Source organism: Streptomyces durmitorensis (genome assembly GCF_023498005.1).
Lineage (GTDB): Bacteria > Actinomycetota > Actinomycetes > Streptomycetales > Streptomycetaceae > Streptomyces > Streptomyces durmitorensis.
Window position 1 is genome coordinate 7,789,973 of sequence record NZ_CP097289.1, and the last position, 17,225, is coordinate 7,807,197.

Annotated in this window: 16 protein-coding genes; 7 read left to right on the plus strand and 9 right to left on the minus strand. The window is 70.7% G+C overall.

The genetic code is table 11. The annotated features are described in order from the left end of the window. Nucleotides 1-103: 103 nt before the first annotated feature. Together M4V62_RS34890 and M4V62_RS34895 are read left to right on the plus strand one after the other, a co-directional pair. Nucleotides 104-1,492 (plus strand): hemolysin family protein, encoded by a 1,389-nt coding sequence (locus tag M4V62_RS34890; protein ID WP_249591168.1) that lies wholly within the window; start codon nucleotides 104-106, stop codon nucleotides 1,490-1,492. Then, nucleotides 1,489-2,565 (plus strand): hemolysin family protein, encoded by a 1,077-nt coding sequence (locus M4V62_RS34895; protein ID WP_249591169.1) that lies wholly within the window; start codon nucleotides 1,489-1,491, stop codon nucleotides 2,563-2,565. The genes M4V62_RS34890 and M4V62_RS34895 overlap by 4 nt, the downstream gene beginning before the upstream one ends. Nucleotides 2,566-2,584: 19 nt before the next feature. On the opposite strand, the gene M4V62_RS34900 is transcribed toward M4V62_RS34895, so the two are convergent. Together M4V62_RS34900 and M4V62_RS34905 are read right to left on the minus strand one after the other, a co-directional pair. Beyond that, the gene (locus M4V62_RS34900; protein WP_249591170.1) at nucleotides 2,585-4,456 is read right to left on the minus strand and encodes an AAA family ATPase; all 1,872 of its coding nucleotides are present in this window, start codon (nucleotides 4,454-4,456) and stop codon (nucleotides 2,585-2,587) included. Nucleotides 4,457-4,888: 432 nt separating this feature from the next. Further along, nucleotides 4,889-5,545 carry a uridine kinase family protein gene (locus M4V62_RS34905; protein ID WP_249591171.1) on the minus strand — a complete coding sequence of 219 codons (657 nt, stop codon included), beginning with the start codon at nucleotides 5,543-5,545 and terminating at the stop codon, nucleotides 4,889-4,891. Nucleotides 5,546-5,750: 205 nt separating this feature from the next. On the opposite strand from M4V62_RS34905, the gene M4V62_RS34910 reads away from it, so the two are divergent. Beyond that, nucleotides 5,751-7,115, plus strand: a complete 1,365-nt coding sequence (locus tag M4V62_RS34910; protein WP_249591172.1) for a C39 family peptidase — start codon at nucleotides 5,751-5,753, stop codon at nucleotides 7,113-7,115. A 64-nt stretch (nucleotides 7,116-7,179) separates the two neighbouring features. On the opposite strand, the gene M4V62_RS34915 is transcribed toward M4V62_RS34910, so the two are convergent. Both M4V62_RS34915 and M4V62_RS34920 read right to left on the minus strand, forming a co-directional pair. Continuing rightward, a complete protein-coding gene (locus tag M4V62_RS34915; protein WP_249591173.1) occupies nucleotides 7,180-7,353 on the minus strand; it encodes a hypothetical protein in 174 nt (57 codons plus the stop codon). A 116-nt stretch (nucleotides 7,354-7,469) separates the two neighbouring features. Then, nucleotides 7,470-8,960 carry a M1 family metallopeptidase gene (locus M4V62_RS34920; RefSeq protein ID WP_249591174.1) on the minus strand — a complete coding sequence of 497 codons (1,491 nt, stop codon included), beginning with the start codon at nucleotides 8,958-8,960 and terminating at the stop codon, nucleotides 7,470-7,472. A 205-nt stretch (nucleotides 8,961-9,165) separates the two neighbouring features. Here M4V62_RS34920 and M4V62_RS34925 point away from each other — a divergent pair, with 205 nt between their 5' ends. Then, nucleotides 9,166-9,321, plus strand: a complete 156-nt coding sequence (locus tag M4V62_RS34925; protein ID WP_249591175.1) for an SCO1431 family membrane protein — start codon at nucleotides 9,166-9,168, stop codon at nucleotides 9,319-9,321. Here the strand turns inward: M4V62_RS34925 and M4V62_RS34930 are convergent. The 3 genes from M4V62_RS34930 to M4V62_RS34940 all read right to left on the minus strand — a co-directional run bounded on the left by M4V62_RS34930 (nucleotide 9,299) and on the right by M4V62_RS34940 (nucleotide 11,804). Further along, entirely contained in the window at nucleotides 9,299-10,213 is a 915-nt protein-coding gene (locus M4V62_RS34930) for a hypothetical protein (RefSeq protein ID WP_249591176.1), read from the minus strand. The genes M4V62_RS34925 and M4V62_RS34930 overlap by 23 nt on opposite strands. Next, nucleotides 10,210-11,100 carry a DUF6114 domain-containing protein gene (locus M4V62_RS34935; protein WP_249591177.1) on the minus strand — a complete coding sequence of 297 codons (891 nt, stop codon included), beginning with the start codon at nucleotides 11,098-11,100 and terminating at the stop codon, nucleotides 10,210-10,212. The genes M4V62_RS34930 and M4V62_RS34935 overlap by 4 nt, the downstream gene beginning before the upstream one ends. An 89-nt stretch (nucleotides 11,101-11,189) precedes the next feature. Beyond that, nucleotides 11,190-11,804 carry a DUF6230 family protein gene (locus M4V62_RS34940; RefSeq protein ID WP_249591178.1) on the minus strand — a complete coding sequence of 205 codons (615 nt, stop codon included), beginning with the start codon at nucleotides 11,802-11,804 and terminating at the stop codon, nucleotides 11,190-11,192. Between the two features lie 134 nt (nucleotides 11,805-11,938). Here M4V62_RS34940 and M4V62_RS34945 point away from each other — a divergent pair, with 134 nt between their 5' ends. Continuing rightward, complete coding sequence (locus tag M4V62_RS34945; protein ID WP_425574952.1) at nucleotides 11,939-12,601, plus strand: TetR/AcrR family transcriptional regulator; 663 nt, start codon at nucleotides 11,939-11,941, stop codon at nucleotides 12,599-12,601. A gap of 52 nt (nucleotides 12,602-12,653) precedes the next feature. Here the strand turns inward: M4V62_RS34945 and M4V62_RS34950 are convergent, their stop codons facing one another. Continuing rightward, nucleotides 12,654-13,910, minus strand: a complete 1,257-nt coding sequence (locus tag M4V62_RS34950) for a glycoside hydrolase family 18 protein (protein ID WP_249591180.1) — start codon at nucleotides 13,908-13,910, stop codon at nucleotides 12,654-12,656. Between the two features lie 378 nt (nucleotides 13,911-14,288). On the opposite strand from M4V62_RS34950, the gene M4V62_RS34955 reads away from it, so the two are divergent. Continuing rightward, nucleotides 14,289-15,464 (plus strand): acyl-CoA dehydrogenase family protein, encoded by a 1,176-nt coding sequence (locus M4V62_RS34955; RefSeq protein ID WP_249591181.1) that lies wholly within the window; start codon nucleotides 14,289-14,291, stop codon nucleotides 15,462-15,464. On the opposite strand, the gene M4V62_RS34960 is transcribed toward M4V62_RS34955, so the two are convergent. Further along, complete coding sequence (locus tag M4V62_RS34960) at nucleotides 15,427-15,771, minus strand: hypothetical protein (RefSeq protein WP_249593238.1); 345 nt, start codon at nucleotides 15,769-15,771, stop codon at nucleotides 15,427-15,429. The genes M4V62_RS34955 and M4V62_RS34960 overlap by 38 nt on opposite strands. Nucleotides 15,772-16,058: 287 nt before the next feature. On the opposite strand from M4V62_RS34960, the gene M4V62_RS34965 reads away from it, so the two are divergent. Beyond that, the gene (locus M4V62_RS34965; protein WP_249591182.1) at nucleotides 16,059-17,186 is read left to right on the plus strand and encodes an Rv3169 family protein; all 1,128 of its coding nucleotides are present in this window, start codon (nucleotides 16,059-16,061) and stop codon (nucleotides 17,184-17,186) included. The last annotated feature ends 39 nt before the right edge of the window (nucleotides 17,187-17,225 follow it).

Below are 17,225 nucleotides of genomic sequence, written 5' to 3' on the forward strand. Positions count from 1 at the left end.
TACCCGAGGAGTGACTCCCTCCGGCGATGGACGGTTCGTCCTGTAGTACATGCGCCGCCCCCTCCCGACATACCGGGACTGGACACACCAGGGAGGCGGCGGCATGACGACTTCCCTGCTGCTTCTCGGGGCGGCATTCCTGCTGATCCTGGCCAACGGCTTCTTCGTGGCCGCCGAGTTCGGACTCGTCACCGTCGAGCGCCCGGACGCCGAGAAGGCCGCCGCCGAAGGCGACCGACGGGCCCGTACGGTCGTCGACGCCCTCAAGGAGCTGTCCTTCCAGCTCTCCGGCACCCAGCTCGGCATCACCATCACCTCACTCGTGGTCGGCATGCTCGCCGAACCGGCCCTCGCGCATCTGCTCGCGGGCCCCTTCACGGCGACCGGCCTTCCGGAAGGCGCCGTACCGGGCGCCTCCGTGGTGGTGGGGATGCTGCTCGCGTCCGCCGTGCAGATGGTGATCGGCGAGCTGGTCCCGAAGAACTGGGCGGTGTCCAAGCCGCTCCAGGTCGCGCGGTTCGTCGCGGGCCCCCAGCACGTGTTCTCGCGCCTCTTCAGGCCCGTGATCTCCCTCCTGAACGCCACGGCCAACCGGCTCGTACGGCTGTTCGGCGTCGAGCCCGCCGACGAGCTGGCCTCGGCCCGCACCCCCGGCGAACTGGTCTCGCTCGCCCGGCACTCGGCGCAGGCAGGCACCCTCGAACAGGACACCGCGGACCTGTTCGTCCGCACCCTCTCCCTGGGTGAGCTGACCGCGCAGCACGTCATGACCCCGCGCGTGAAGGTCAGCGCGCTGCAGACGTCGGCGACCGCCGAGGACGTGGTGAACCTGACCCGTGCCACCGGGCTCTCGCGCTTTCCCGTGTACCGCGAGCGCATCGACGAGATCGTCGGCATGGTGCACCTCAAGGACGCCCTCGCGGTCCCGGCCCACGAGCGCCTGAGGACGCCCGTGAGCCGCATCGCGCAGGCGCCGCTCCTGGTCCCCGAGACGCTGCCCGTGCAGCAGCTCCTGGAGCAGCTGCGCAGCGAGCAGCCGATAGCCGTCGTCGTCGACGAGTACGGCGGCACGGCAGGCGTGGTCACCCTTGAGGACATCGTCGAGGAGCTCGTCGGCGAGGTCCGCGACGAGCACGACGTCCACGACCTGCCCGAACTCGCCGTGGCACCGGCCGAGGACGGCCGCCCCGCGTGGGACGCCGACGGCAGCTGCCGCGTCGACACGCTCCAGCGCATAGGGCTCGATGTCCCCGAAGGGCCGTACGAGACCGTGGCCGGACTCGTCGCCGATCTCCTTGGCCGTATCCCGGCCCCCGGTGACCGGGCCGAACTCCCGGGCTGGCGGCTCGCGGTGCGCCAGGTGGACCACTACCGCGCCGAGCGGGTACGGCTCGTACGGGCCCCGGAGGCGAAAGATGCCCGGGAAGCCGCAGAAGCCCCGGACGCCGCAGATGCCACAGAGACCATGAGCGTGGCGGAGGCCGCCCGATGAGCATGCTCCAACTCCTGTTCGCCCTCCTCCTCGTCCTCGCCAACGGCTTCTTCGTGGGGGCCGAGTTCGCGCTCGTCTCCGTGCGCCGCAGCCAGATCGAGCCCCTTGGCGGCAAGCGGGCCCGCCAGGTCCTCTACGGCCTCGAACACCTGCCGCAGATGATGGCGGCCGCCCAGTTCGGCATCACCATGTGTTCGTTGACGCTCGGCGCGGTCGCCGAGCCCACCGTCGCGCACCTCCTGGAGCCCGTCTTCGCGGCGGCGCACATCCCCGAAGGGGCGATCCATCCGCTCGGGTACGCCATCGCGCTCGCCGTGGTCGTCTTCCTGCACCTCGTCGTCGGCGAGATGGTCCCGAAGAACCTCGCGATGGCCGCACCGGAGCGGACCGCGCTCTGGTTCAGCCCCGGCCTCGTCGCCTTCGCCCGCCTCTGCCGTCCGGTCACGGTGGCGCTCGGGGCGTGCGCCCGGCTCGTCCTGAAGCTCTTCGGGGTCGAGCCCAAGGACGAGGTCGAGGCCGTCTTCACCAGCGAGCAGCTCAACCGGCTCGTCGGCGACTCGGGCCAGGCGGGACTGCTCGAACCCGAGGAGCAGGAGCGCCTGGAGGACGCCCTGGAGCTCGGCTCGCGCCAGGTGACGGACGTCCTGCTCGACCGGGCCTCCCTGGTGACCGTGGGCGCCGGGGTCACCCCGGCCCAGGTCATCGAGCTCACCGGGCGCACCGGCTACTCCCGCTTCCCGGTCTGCGCGGAGAACGGCGCCTTCATGGGCTACCTCCACGTGAAGGACGTACTCGATCTCACCGAGGGGGCCGGCACGGACCGTGCGGTGCCGCAGCAGGTCTGGCGTCCGATGACGACGCTGCGCGCCGAACTCCCCCTGGACGACGCCCTGACGGTGATGCGCCGCGCCGCGACGCATCTGGCGCAGGTCGCCGACGCGTCGGGCAGGGTGCTCGGCCTGGTCGCCCTCGAGGACGTACTGGAGCTGCTCGTCGGCGAGGTCCGCGACCCGGCGCACCGGGTCTCCGTGCCGCGCAAGCCCCAGGAGTCCAGGGACGGCGCCCTGGTGTGAGCGGGCCGGGGCGGGGGCCTCAGCCCCTCGGCGGGTCCTGCGGCCCCCGCCCCGAGAGCACCTCGCCGTACGCCTGCATCAGGTCGGGGAGGCGCAGGGTCGACAGGTCGTCGCGGCTTGGCTCGCCGGGATAGCCGGAGAGCCGCAGGTCGCGATAGGCGCAGCTCTTCTCGTAGAGCGTGCGCAGGAAGCGGCCGTTGCCCAGCTCGTCGATCCACGACTGGTCGACGACGTGCCCGCTGATGGAGCGCAGCTCGTCAAGGGCCTCCTCGTCCCACACGTCGCCGTTCTCGGCGGCGAGCACCTCGCCGATGGAGGTGAGTTCCAGGGGGCGGTACGAGGGGAAGTCCACGCGGGTGGTGAAGCGGGAGGAGAGCCCGGGGTTGGCGGCCAGGAGGCGGTCCATGCCCTCGGGGTAGCCCGCGAGGATCACGACCAGGTGGTCGCGGTTGTCCTCGGCGCGCTTGAGGAGGACCTGGAGGGCCTCGTCGCCGTACGCGTCGCCCTTGCCGTAGCCCGAGTTGGAGAGCGAATAGGCCTCGTCCACGAAGAGGACGCCGCCGATCGCCGAGTCGATCAGTTCGTTGGCCTTCACCGCGGTCTGGCCCAGATACTCGCCGACCAGGTCCGCGCGCTGCGCCTCCACCAGGTGGTCGCCGCCCAGCAGACCGAGTGCGTAGAACGCCCTGCCCAGAATGCGGGCCACCGTGGTCTTGCCGGTGCCCGAGGGGCCCGAGAAGACGAAGTGTCGTTTCGGCGGCTGCACGGGCAGCCCCTGCGCGGCCCGCAGGCGGGCCATGTTCAGCTGCGCAGAGAGCGCCTTGACCTGCCGCTTCACCGGTTCGAGGCCGACCATCCCCTCCAGCTCGGCGAGGGCGGCCTCCAGGAGCGCGGGGTCGGTGGGCCCGGGCGGCAGCTGCGGCAGCCCCGGCTGGATGGGGATCACGGCCTTCTCGCGCACCGCGTCGGTCTCCGCGGGACCGCCGCCCGCGGGCAGATCGGGCTCGGTGACCTTCAGATCGCGGCCTTCGGTGCCAAAGAGCGGGTCGATTCCGTCGGGGCCGTCCATCGCGTCCTGCCCGAAGCCGGTCAGGGCGATGGCCGCCAGGTCGGTGACCTCGTCGTACCCGTCTCCCTCCGAGATCGCCGCGAGCCGCGCCGAGGTGTCCATGAAGGAGGGATCCACCCGGTGCACCGCCCGGTAGAGCGGCAGGGCCGCCGCCGAGCGGCCCGTGCCCTCGTGCGCGCGGGCCAGCCAGTACCGCAGCTCCTTGCGCTGCGGCTGCTCGCTGCGGCAGCGCATCAGGGCGGAGGACAGGAGCGGCTCGGCGTGGCCGAACATCTCCAGGCGTACGCGGGCCATGCCTCCGAAGAGACCGGCCTCGATGCCCAGCATCGCGTCGTCGATCAGCGAGTCCGTGTGCCGGACCAACTGCTCCCAGTCCTTGACCAGATAGGACCGGCAGGCGTGCAGAAACCGCACCTGCGGATCCGCGTCGACCGGCGGAAGGCCCGCCAACGCCCGGTCGAGCTCGGGGACATGACGTCCGTCGAGCCAGTGCGAGGCGTGCGCGAGCAGCAGGTCGCGCGTGCTCTCCAGGACGGGCTGGACCCACCAGCCGAGCCAGTACCAGGAGTTGAGCGTGCGCCCGTGCCGTGTGCGCTGTTCCCCGAACCTGTCCCGGTGCTGGAACATCCGAAGGAGCGCCGTCGTCGTGTCGATGCGCAGCGCGTGCAGGCCGAGCCAGCCGTCGGCCATCCCGGGATCCATCCGCACCGCCGCCCGGAACTCCTCCTCCGCCTGCGGATAGGCGCCCATCGTGTAGGCGTCGACGCCCCTCAGCCAGGCGAGGTCGGCCGGGGCGGGTGAGCCCACCGCGTCGAAGTCCATCACGTCCCCCACAAACCGTGCCCCCGTTTGTGTACCGCCGGACCGGTGCCCGTCGGCAACTTCGCTGAACCGCCGTGCTGCGGACGGACGTTGAACCGGTGCGCCGAGCAGCCGTCCGTAAGTCGCACCGAAAGGCATCGTACCTGCGGGGGAGCGCTCGGCCGTAGGGTGCCGCAGCGCGGGATCGGGCAGGAGAGGGGGACCGCGTCGTCACCGAGGGTGAGCGAAAGGCGGCTCGCAGCGCCCGGAATGCGAGGTCGAAGGGCAGAACGAAGCCCCCGATCACGGGGGAACAACCGGGGGCTTCGCGTCTGCGGGCGGCCTCGGAAGACCGCACATTCAGAACGTAAGTCCTGTAAGGGCCCTCGGTCAAGCCGAGTTGAGGCACTCATGGAAAGTCGTGAGGACTTCCGTAAGGCACTTTCCGCGGGTTCAGCGCACCGCCTCTGGTCCCTCACCCTGCGTGACGATTTGGCTCGCCGCAGCAGTCTCATTCGGGCCCTGCAGCACCTCATATCCCTCGCGCCACTGTCGCACCAAAGACTGAGCAAAGGGGCGCGAAGGGTCTTCCGCGAAGTGCCGGCGCTCCGCGGGCTCCCACCCGTCCCAGAAGTCGCTCTGAACCGTTCCGTCCCGGTGGCGCCCCCGGCCCCAGGCCTCATCACGGGGCAACTCCATCCACAGCAGCCGCGCCAGGAACGGGCGCAGCGCACGGCGTCCCGCGCCGACCCCCTCGACGAGGACCACGGGCGCCGGCGGCAGGGTGCGGACCTCGGGGCCGAAGCGGCGCGCGTGCCAGTCGTACGTCTCGTAGCGCGCCGTCTCGCCGCGCGAGAGCGGTGTGATGACCTCCCGCCGCAGCCGCTCCGTCCAGCCGAAGAGGGCGTCATGGCTCGCGATGTCGTCGAGGTGCAGGACGGGCGCACCGCCCAGGGCCTGCGCGAGGCGGTCGGCGAAGGTCGACTTGCCGGAGCCCGCGTGCCCGTCGACGGCCACGAGGCGGACGGGGCCGCAGGAGGGCGGCAGCCGGATCAGGGTGCGGGCGAGGCGGGCGAGGGGAGCGGGCGTGGAGTGCGGCTGTGCGGTCATCGTCTACCAGCGTACGGGTGCGGAATGATCGGTTCCGCGCGCCGTCCCAGCTCACGCCAGTGGTCGAGGCCAATATTGGCGGACGCGGTGGTGGTCGAAGCGCTGGCAGAAGTCGGCGTGGAGCAGCCATAGTTGGCCTACCGCCGTGCACTTGACCTGCCCCTTCCGGATCCGTCCGGAGCCCACGTCGACTGGGGGTCCCGCCATGGACCGAGCTGATGACATGTCCCGCAGAACCGTCCTCGCCGCGGCAGCCGCCGTGGCCGCGGTGGCCGCGACCGCGAGTTCCGCGCTCGCGGCGGGCGGCCTGAGCGGCGCCCCGCGCGCGAAGCGTCCGGTGAGCAACCGCTTCTGGACCTCGCACGCGGACTGGAGCGCCGGCACCGCCGACGGCACCCGTGCCGTCTCCGGAGCCCGCCCCGCCGTGGAGATCGCCGAGGCCGCGGGCGAGACCGAGTACGCCGATCCGCACACCGGCAAGACCGCCACCTGGGAGTACGCCCGGTGGACCTCGCCCGTGCACCGCCCCACCGTCCCCGCGACGGAGGTGGTCGCCTCCTGGAACGCCCGCACGCCCACCGGGACGTGGCTCCAGGTCGAGCTCCAGGGCACGTACTCGGACAAGAAGAAGACTCCCTGGTACGTCCTGGGCCGCTGGACCTCGGGCGACGACAAGGAGAAGGACATCCGGCGTACGTCGGTCGACGACCAGAGCGACGGCAAGTCGAGCATCTGGACGGACACCTTCTCCATCGACGACACGACGACGGGGCTTCGCCTCGTCTCGTACCGCCTGCGCCTGACCCTGTACCGCAAGCCGGGCGCCACGGCGACGCCCACGGTGTGGCGGCTCGGCGCGATGGCCTCCGCCGTCCCGGACCGTTTCACCGTCCCGGCGTCCGAGCCGGGGCTCACGAAGGAGCTGACGGTCCCGCGCTACTCGCAGGAGATCCACGCCGGTCAGTATCCGGAGTACGACAACGGCGGCGAGGCCTGGTGCAGCCCCACCTCCTCACAGATGATCATCGAGTTCTGGGGCCGCAGGCCGACCGCCGACGACCTCGCCTGGGTCGACCCCTCCTACGCCGACCCGCAGGTGTGCCACGCGGCGCGGTACGTCTTCGACTACCAGTACGCGGGCTGCGGCAACTGGCCCTTCAACGCGGCCTACGCGTCGACGTACAAGGACATGCAGGGCGTCGTCACCCGCCTCGCCTCGCTCACCGAGCTGGAGTCGCTGATCGCCGCGGGCATCCCGGCCATAACGTCCCAGTCGTTCCTCAAGGAGGAGCTGACGGGCGCCGGTTACGGCACGGCGGGGCACCTGATGACGGTGATCGGCTTCACGTCGACGGGCGACGTGATCGCCAACGACCCGGCCTCGCCCAGCAATCCGGCGGTGCGCCGGGTCTACAAGCGGCGCGAGTGGGAGAACATCTGGCTCAGGACCAAGCGCTACAACTCCACGGGCAAGGTCGTCTCCGGCACCGGGGGCGTCTGCTACCTGTACTTCCCGGTGAAGCTCTCCGCCAAGCAGAAGGCGGCGCTTGCCGACGTGGGGATTCACTGACAGGACACTGACAGGACCGCGACGGCCCCTCCCGCATGAGGGAGGGGCCGTCGTCAGGGCCGGGCTACTTCGTGTCGGGCGTGCCCCGGCGCAGCCGGGCCGCCTTCTCGTCCACCTCGGCCTGGGATGTGCCGGCCTTCACGACGATCACGGCCTGCGTGCCGTCGGGCAACGTCGCCTCCCGCATCTCCGTGCCCAGCAACGCGGGTCGCGTCCGTTCCTGCTCGTGGTCCGACATATGACCTCCCAGCTCGACGGGACAGCCAACGTACCCCGGATCAGGCCGGGATCCGGCCGCACAAGCGTCCGACAGCCCCCATCACACGAACGCCGCCGCCAGACGACGGACGGGTCTCAGCCCTGGACCGGGTCCACCACCCAGTCCGGATGCCCCGGCATGGGCGGCGTCTTCGAGCCGTACAGCCACGGCCGCAGGAAGCCCTCCAGATCCTCGCCCGCGACCTTCGACGCCAGGTCGATGAACTGCTGCGTACTGGCGGTCTTCCCCCGGAAGCCGCTCACCCACGCCCGCTCGATCTTCTGGAACGTCGCGTCGCCCACCTGCTCCCGCAGCGCGTACAGGACCAGCGCGGAGCCGTCGTACCGCATGCGCTTGAAGAGGTTCGGTTCGGTCGGCTCCGCGGGGGCGCCGACGTCGTGGCGCCACTGGTCGTGAGCGGCGTACGCCGTCTTCATGGCGGCCTCGAAGCTGTCGCCGCCGTGCTCCTCGGAGTACATCCGCTCGTAGAAGCGGGCGTGCCCCTCGCTGACCCACAGGTCGGACCAGCTCTTCAGGGCGACGCTGTCGCCGAACCACTGGTGGGTCAGCTCGTGCACCATGTTCCGCTCGGCATCGACCTTCGTGCCGAGCAGGTCGGCCTTCGGGATGAGCGAGAGCGTCTGGGTCTCCAGGGCGACGGCCAGGTCCGTGTCGCCGACCAGGAGGCCGTAGCGGTCGAAGGGGTAGGGGCCGAGCTTCTCCTGGAGCCAGGCGAGATGGTCGGGAGTGAGTTTGCGGTACTCCGCCGTCGGCTCGACCAGGGCGTCCGGGACGACGTCCCGCAGCGGCAGACCGCCCGGCCCCTCGCCGTCGACCAGCTTGAACTTGCCGACCGCCAGCTGCACCAGCTGCGTGGACAGCGGCTGTTCGGAGTCGTACGTCCAGCGCACCCGGTCGCCGGGACGCTCCGTGCGGTCGACCAGCTTGCCGTTGGCGACCGCCGTCAGGTCCTTCGGCGTCGTGATGCGGAAGGTGATCGGCGCCCGCTGGCTGGGATGGTCGTTCGCCGGGAAGATCAGCCGGGCCCCGTTCGGCTGCGGGTAGACCACCGTGCCGTCGGCGGTCGGAATCCAGCCGTAGTCCTCGATGGCGTCGTCGCGGTGCCGTGTCTGCGTCGGGTCGGCGGTGTACGTGACCTTCGCGGTGAACGTACGGCCCTTGGGAAGCGGCGACTTGGGCGTGACCGTCAGCTCGTCACCGGCGCGGGACGTGCGCGCGGCCGAGCCGTCGATCTTCACGCCGTGCAGGGTGTTGCCCCCGAAGTCCAGGTTGAACCGGGAGAGCGACTGGGTGGCGGTGGCCTTGATCGTCGCGGTCGCCTCGAACGGCGTCCTCGGGGCCTGCCAGTCGAAGTCCAGGGTGTAGCGGTCGACGCGGTACCCGCCGTTCCCGTCCAGCGGGAACATCGGGTCGCCCAGGCCTGCCGCGCCGGGTGAGGGCGAAGGTGTCCCGGATGCGGAGGGCGCGGCCTGCGACACCGTGCCGGTGAGGGCGGCCGTCACGGTGACGGCGGCCGCGAGAGCGAGCCGTGCTCTGCGGCGGGGTGTCCGGTACGTCGTGCTCATCGGAAACCTTTCGGTTGGATGGTGCGCGAACGGTCGTCCGGAGGGACGTACAGCCTTAGACGCACAGCATCCCGCCGCAGTTGTGGGTGACCAACATCTCTCTCGCACGAGCCGGTCCTGCTGGCATGGTGGATGGGTCAGTGGGGGGAGTCCACTGCCGGACGTCACGCCGTCAGACGTGACGCATACGTATTGAGTGATGCCCATGACCGCGACCACTGTCACCGCCACCGCACCGACGCGTGCGACCACGCGCACCGGCGGCCCCAAGGAAGATGGCCCGAAGGTGCTCGAGCACGTCCTCGGCTGGACGCTCGTCGTCGTCCTCGCGATGCTCGTCACGCAGACCGGTCTGATGTGACCTCGCTCTCGTAGCTTTCCCTGTCCTGGTCGAGATCAGCCCGCCAGTGCCGGTCCGGCACGCCCACCAGGCCGTAGAGCCAGCGCACCGGTGAGCGCCGCGACAGCAGTGTGAGCCCCGCGAGGACCGCGAACAGCGGCAGGCCGATCCATCCGCCCAGGAGTCGGACGAGGACGCTGGCGACCAGTGCGCCGCCGAACGGCAGGCCATAGACCCCGGCCGCCGCGATGGCGATCGCCAGGAACCGGTGCACCTTGCGGTCCTCGTCCGCGCCGGGCAGCGACCAGCCCTCCATCAGCCAGCCGATCTCCGTGAGCAGCATCGTGCCGATCACGGCCGCGCCGAACACGAGCAGCGCCAGGAACGTCCCGGACGTCAGGAAGTCCAGTACGTGGTTGACCACGCTGTCCCGCCGCCAGTCGGCGAAGTCTCCGGCCTCGGGGGAGAAGAAGCGTTCGTACCCCCGGCCGTCCCAGCCGTGGACCAGGGTCCAGAAGAGCAGGAAGTACCCGCCCACGCACTGGAGATAGGCCCAGTAGCCCGCCCCCACCAGGACGAGCGCCTGCGCCACCAGGAAGCCGATGATCGCGGCGACGGGGATCCCGCCCGCGTAGAAGAGCACGAACCCCGCCCACACCCCGTCGTGCCCGTCCGCGACGTGCATCGTCGCCCACGCCGGGTTCTGCCAGAGCAGGAAGAGACCCGTCGGCACCATCAGGACCGCCGCGAAGAGCGCGGTGAGCGCCAGATACGGATTGGCTGCGCGGCTGCGCGTGCGCGGCCCCTCACCCGCGTTGATCCGCTCCCACACCTGGAGCTGCCGCCCCGCCGAGAGCGCGAACGTGGCGCCGATCGCGTACGCCCAGAAGAGGGCGGACTGAATCTGGATCATGCCGATGCCTTCAGGGTGAGCCCGCCCGCGACGATCGAGTCCGATGTGACGAGGGCCTGCTCGGCCTCGACGTCGGTCATGAAGACGAACGGCGGCACGACGGGCGGCACCGGCAGCTTGTCGGGCGTGAAGGTCAGACAGAGCAGCCCTTCTAGGCAGCCCTTGAACTTGGTCAGGTAGAGCGTGACGGAGCCGCTGAGGTCCAAGGTGTCTGCGCCCAGGGCGAGTTCATCGCTCCCGTCACGTGTCTTGAGCCGGTAGTCGGTGAGGGAGGCGGCCTTCATCCTCAGGACCATGACCTTCAACGGCCCGTCGGCCGTGGGGATCTCGCGTACGCCGGCCAGGAGGAAACCCTGCGGCGAGAAGAGCGTCGTGGTGACCGTCGGCGGTGTCCTCGCCGCCTCGATCGCGTCGCCGGGGGCGGCCTTCGCCGGGGTTCCGCCCCACAGCGTCGCCCCGACGATGACGACGGGGAGCAGCACGCCGAGCGTCCGCGTGCCCTGCCCGTCCCGCACCTTCGGCCGCTCGGGATCCTCCACGGAGTTCTCGGCGTCCTCGGGCACCGGCGTCCAGCCGAAGCCCATCGCGCTGCCCACGATGCCGAGCGCCATGCCCACCAGGAACCCGCCGAGATTCGTGGCCGCGAACGAAAGCACCGACAGGATCAGGGCGTTGACGCTCACATAGTGGTGGGCGTGCGGCAGGAGCCACAGGAAGATCCCGGCGGCGATCAGGGCGAGGCCGATGCCGATCGCCGCGAGCCCGCCGAGTCCCAGGCTGACCAGGACCGTCAGCGGCGAGAGCGGCACGAGGAGCAGCTCGGCGCCGCCCAGGACGAGCAGCAGGCCGCCCCAGAACGGCCGGGTGCGCCGCCATCTGCGCAGCACCCGGCGTGCCTCCGGAAACGGCAGGCGCTCGTCCAGCCACCCGCCGCCGTTGCTGCCCCACGCTCTGACTCCGGCTCTTCGGCCGCCGGTCAGAAGCACTTCTTGCCGCCGACGCTGACGTTGAGCTTCATGCCCTTGAGCCGGAAGTTGCCGCCGGTCGCCGACCAGGCGTGGGACTTGACCCCGGAGACGGTGATGTCCCCGGCCTGCAGCCCGAACTTCCCCTTCTCGCCCTTGACCCCGGACACCTCGTCGAGGGTCGAGGCGTCCCGGCCGATCTCGGCGGTGCCGAAGCGGGCGTCGCCCTCCAGGTCCTCGCCGTCGATGATGAGACTGCTCGCGGTGACCTCGCCCGCGGCGCCGCCCGCGGTCAGCTTGAACACCACGGTGCCCACCGGGGTCTTGACCTCGGCGGCCTGGCAGATGTCGGAGAGGGTGGCGTCACCGATCCCGAGGAGCGCCACCGGGTGCCCCTTGCCGTCGATGTCCCGGTCGGTCTGTACGTAGGAGGACAGGCCCTGGCTGGTGAGCTTGCCGGACGACACCTGGAAGCTCGTCCCGGAGACGGCGAAGGAGGCGGCGAGCGCCCCCTCGGCCATCACGGAGGCCATCGCTCCGACGGCCAGAACGGCCGGCAGGGCCACGACCGCGGTTTTCTTCCAGGAGGTTCTGCCTTCACGTAAAGGGGTACGCGCTGCGCTCATGAGTCTTCCTCCCGTACGGCGGTCCATGTGCGTAGGGGGAGTGCGTGGATGCGCGCCTTCGGGCGCAGAAACGGCAGGTGGCGTGCTTCTGCCATACTGCGGATACCCGAGGCAGTTGGAGACTAGGGCCGAAATTGAATAATAGTCAACAGCGCGGCACCGACCGTCCCGTGGACGCTCGCCCGCAGGCGCGCGGCACCGACCGCTCCGTGGCGCGCCGCGCCGAACTCATCACCATCGGGCGGAAGTTGTTCGCCGACACGTCCTACGACGCGCTCTCGATGGACGACATCGCCAAGCAGGCGAGCGTCGCCAAGGGACTGATCTACTACTACTTCAAGTCCAAGCGCGGCTACTACCTCGCGATCATCGAGGACTCCGTCGCGGAGCTGGTCGCGCGCGCCGGACGCCACGACGACCTGCCGCCCGTGGAGCGGGTGCACAGCACCATCGACGGCTATCTGCGCTACGCCGAGCACCATCAGGCGGCGTACCGCACCATCATCAGCGGCGGCGTCGGCTTCGACGCCGAGGTGCACGCCATACGCGACGGTGTGCGGGCGGCGCTGATCGGGGCGATCGCCGACGGGGCGTACGGCCGCCGCGACATCCCGGAGCTGGCGCGCACGGCGCTGCTCGGCTGGCTGTGCAGCGTCGAGGGCGTCACGCTCGACTGGATCGGCCGACGGGGTCTGGCGCGCGAGACGGTCTGCGACCTCCTCGTGCGGACCCTCGGCGACTCCCTGCGCGTCATCGAGGAGTTCGAACCGTCCTTCCCCGCCCCGCCGCGGTCATGACGAAGGGGCGGGAGCCGTGTGGCTCCCGCCCCCAACTCGTCCGGAGGAGCGATCAGTTGATGGCCTTGATCAGCTCGCCGTTCGCCGTGTCGCCGCTGAGCTCCCAGAAGAAGGTGCCGCCCAGACCGGCCTGGTTCTTGTAGTCCATCTTCCCCGCGATGGTCGCCGGTGTGTCATAGCTCCACCAGTTCGTCCCGCAGTGCGCGTACGCGGTTCCGCCGACCGTGCCGCTCGCCGGGCACTTGGTCTTGAGTTCCTTGTAGTCGTCGATGCCCGCCTCGTACTTGCCCGCGGCGGCCCCGGTGGCGGTGCCGCCGGGCTCCTTCTGCGTGACGCCGGTCCAGCCGCGTCCGTAGAAGCCGATGCCGAGCAGCAGTTTGTCGGACGGGATGCCGAGGCCCTGGAGCTTCTTGATGGTGGCGTCGGTGTTCCAGTTCGCCTTGGGAGCGCCCTCGTACGTCTTCAGAGGCGAGTGCGGGGCGGTCGGGCCCTTTGCCTCCCACGCGCCGAAGTAGTCGTACGTCATCGGGTTGTACCAGTCGACGTACTGCGCGGCGCCCGCGTAGTCCGCGGCGTCGATCTTGCCGCCCTCCTCGGCGTCGGCCGGGATGGCCGCGGTGACGAGGTTGTCGGCGCCGAACTTCGAACGCACCGCGGACATCAGGTCCTTGTACGCCGCGCGCCCGCTGGTGTCACAGGTCAGACCGCAGGCATTGGGGTACTCCCAGTCGATGTCGATGCCGTCGAAGACATCGGCCCACTTGGAGTTCTCGACCAGGTCGTAGCAGGACTGGGCGAAGGCCGCGGGGTTCTTGGCGGCCTCGGTGAAGCCGCCGGACCAGGTCCAGCCGCCGAAGGACCACAGGACCTTGAGGTCGGGGTGGAGCTTCTTGAGCTTGCGCAGCTGGTTGAAGTTGCCGCGCAGCTCCTGGTCCCAGGTGTCGGCGACGCCGTCGACGGACTGGTCGGCGGTGTAGGCCTTGTCGGTCGCCGCGTAGGCGTCGCCCGTCGTGCACTTGCCGCCCTGGACGTTGCCGAAGGCGTAGTTGATGTGCGTGAGCTTGTCGGCCGAGCCGGACGTCTCGATGTTCTTGACGTGGTAGTTCCGGTCGTAGACACCCCACTCGGTGAAGTACCCGACGACCTTGGAACCGGCCGCGGCCTGCGAGCTCGCGGCCTTGTCGGACCCGGTGTCAGGACCGGCGGCGGCGGTGCCCGCGCCGGCGAGCAGACCTCCGCCGAGCACGGCACAACACGCGGTGGCGATGAGCGCCCGGAAGGGGGCGCGGGGGAGGTGCGGTCTGAGCATCGTTTCTCCTCGTGGGGGGAGAGGGCGCATGGGGGGACATGGTGCTGTTGACCTGCGGGTGCCAACGTGACGTCGGTGAACGTTGAATTGGCATGAACGCGGTAAAGCGCTCGGCTGGACTCTAGGAGGACTAGACCAGTGGGGTCAATGGTTCGGACCAATTCCGCGCCCCTCTTGCGGCCGTCGGCTATCTTTTGAGTAAGCGGTCGTTAACTAGTGACTGGCCGCCGCCGATCGGGCATACTCAACGCGCCACAGCCGCTGGTCACAGCGCCTTCCGCGACCCGGAAGGGCGCCACCGGCCGGGCTGAGAAGACACGGTGGCGCCGCACTACCCCGCGGGTCCGCCGCAGTGCCGAAAGGGAGGATGCGATCGCCATGCCTGAGCGAACCTTGCAGCAGTCCGTGGACCGTCAGCTGCCCACGGACGAGGCGCGGGATCTGTTCTCGCTCGTCCGTGAACTCGTCCAGCGGGAGATCACTCCCCGCGCGGCCGAGGAGGAGGACGCCGGGCGCTTCCCGCGCGAGGTCTTCTCCCTCCTCTCCGAGTCCGGACTGCTCGGCCTTCCGTACGCCTCGGAGTTCGGCGGCGGCGACCAGCCGTACGAGGTCTATCTCCAGGTCCTCGAAGAGCTCGCGGCCGCCCGGCTCACCGTCGGCCTCGGCGTCAGCGTCCACTCCCTGTCCTGCCACGCGCTCGCGGGGTACGGCACCAAGGAGCAGCAGGCCGAGCACCTCCCCGCGATGCTCGGCGGCGGACTGCTCGGCGCGTACTGCCTCTCCGAGCCGGCGTCGGGCTCGGACGCGGCCTCCTTGAGCACGAAGGCGGTGCGCGACGGCGACGACTGGGTGATCAGCGGCACGAAGGCGTGGATCACGCACGGCGGAGTCGCCGACTTCTACACCGTCCTCGCCCGCACCGGCGGCGACGGCGCCCGCGGCATCTCCGCGTTCCTGGTGCCGGGCGACGCCGAGGGCCTGAACGCGGCGCTGCCCGAGAAGAAGATGGGCATGAAGGGCTCACCCACCGCCCAGATCCACTTCGACGGGGTGCGCGTCTCGGATGCCCGCCGCATCGGCGAGGAGGGCCAGGGCTTCGCGATCGCGCTCTCCGCGCTGGACTCGGGGCGGCTCGGCATCGCGGCCTGCGCCGTCGGCGTGGCCCAGGCGGCGCTGGACGAAGCGCTCCGATACGCCACCGAGCGGCGGCAGTTCGGGCGGCCGATCGCGGACTTCCAGGGCCTTCGGTTCATGCTCGCGGACATGGCGACGCAGATCGAGGCGGGCCGCGCGCTCTACCTCTCGGCGGCGCGGCTGCGCGACGCGGGCAGGCCGTTCTCCAAGCAGGCGGCCATGGCCAAACTGCTGTGCACGGACGCCGCGATGAAGGTCACGACGGACGCCGTTCAGGTGCTCGGAGGCTATGGCTACACCGCGGACTTCCCCGTGGAGCGCTTCATGCGCGAGGCCAAGGTGCTGCAGATCGTCGAGGGCACCAATCAGATCCAGCGGATGGTCATCGCCCGTCACCTCGCGGGTCCCGACTCGCGCTGAACTGCCCGAGCCTGACCGCGGGCGCCGCGAGCCGCACCCACTCCGGGTCGTGCCGCCCCGGCAGGGTCTTGCCCCGCTCGGCCCAGCTCCGGATGAGGGCGCGGTAGATGGGCGGATCCAGCAGGTGCGGCTGCTGGGGCTGAGGCGGGGGCGGCGGCTGCTGGGGCGGTTGCGGGCGCTGCGGCGGCTGTGAGTGCTGCGGGTACTGAGGCTGCTGGGGGTGCTGGGGAACCGATTCTGCGGACGGCGGGGGAGCCGTCAGGAGGGTGCGCCTGCGGCGGCCGGTCGGCGGATGCGTGGTGGGCATCGGCGTGGGGGTGGTCATACGTGGCCAACGCGCGCCGCGGGGGGCGGGTCACCGCTCGCGGAATTCGAGCGTCAGTTCGCGACCTGCCCGTGCGGCCGCCCGGGGCGTGCCCGCGATGTCCCGCGTCGCCCCGTGTCCGCGCGATCCGTGCGGGGCCCGCGGCGCGGCCAACGCGGGCTGACACGTGTCTGGCTCCGTCGCGAGGTCTGACGTACCGTCAACTCCGCGCCGGGGGCCCGGTCTACGCCCCGTGCCAGCCAACTGCCGTGCACCCAGGGAGGTTTGCCGTGGCAGACGACCGTCCCGTCCCGCTCGACGAGTACCCGATCCATCAGGTGCCGCTGTCCATGAAGCAGGTCGCGACGGGCGACCGCAACGCCTACGACCGCTGCATCTTCCACCTCTTCGACCACGAGGGCCGCGCGCTCCTCATCCTCGGTCTCGGCGTCTACCCGAACGTCGGTGTCATCGACGCGTACGCCACTTTGCGCATCGGGGATACGCTCCACGCCGTACGGGCATCGGACGCGCTCGGCGACGACCGGATGAACCTCTCCGTCGGCCCGCTGACCATCACCGTCGAGGAACCGCTGCGGCGGCTGCGCCTGACGTGCGCCGCCGACCCGCGCGACGCCGACTCCCTCTCGTACGACATCACGTGGACCGCAGGCTTCCCCGCCCTCTGGGAGCCGCACCACATCCAGCGGCGCGGCGACCGGCTCTCCCTCGAAGGGCGCCGCTTCGTCCAGGCGGGCGGCTGCGCCGGGGTGATCCGCGTCGGCGGCGAGGAGATACCGGTGACCGCGGGGGAGTGGACCGCGACCCGCGACCGCAGCTGGGGTGTGCGGCCGATCCCCGGCGAGGAACGCGGGCGCCTGGAGGAGGAGTTCGCCACCGAGGGCTTCCACTGGATCTGGAGCCCGGTGCGCTTCGACGACCGATTCCTGATGGTCATCGCCCAGGAGGACGCGGACGGCCACCGCTCCCTCAACGAGGCGACGCTCGTACGCAACGGCGCGCGTGATCGCCAACTCGGCTGGCCCCAGGCCGACATCACCTACCGCTCCGGCACCCGCCACCCCGAGGGCGCCGTCATTCACCTCACCGACCCCGACGACCGCAAGCCCCTGGAGCTCGGAGTGGAGGTCCTCGCCTCCCTGCCGCTCGCCGTGGGCGCGGGCTATCCGCCCGCGGACGACTGGCAGCACGGCACGTGGCAGGGGCGTGGCTGGACCGACCGCCGTGACTACGACCTCTCGGACTCGAAGGCCCACCCCCGGGCCGCGTACGGGGTCATCGACCACGCCGCTCGTTTCACTCTCGACGGGCGTACGGGCTACGGCATTTTCGAGCACGGCAGCTTCGGCCGCCACGACCCGAGCGGCTTCACCGGCTTCGACTCCGTGGCCCCCTGAGATCCCCTGAGATCCCCTGAGATCCCCAGAGATGCCTTG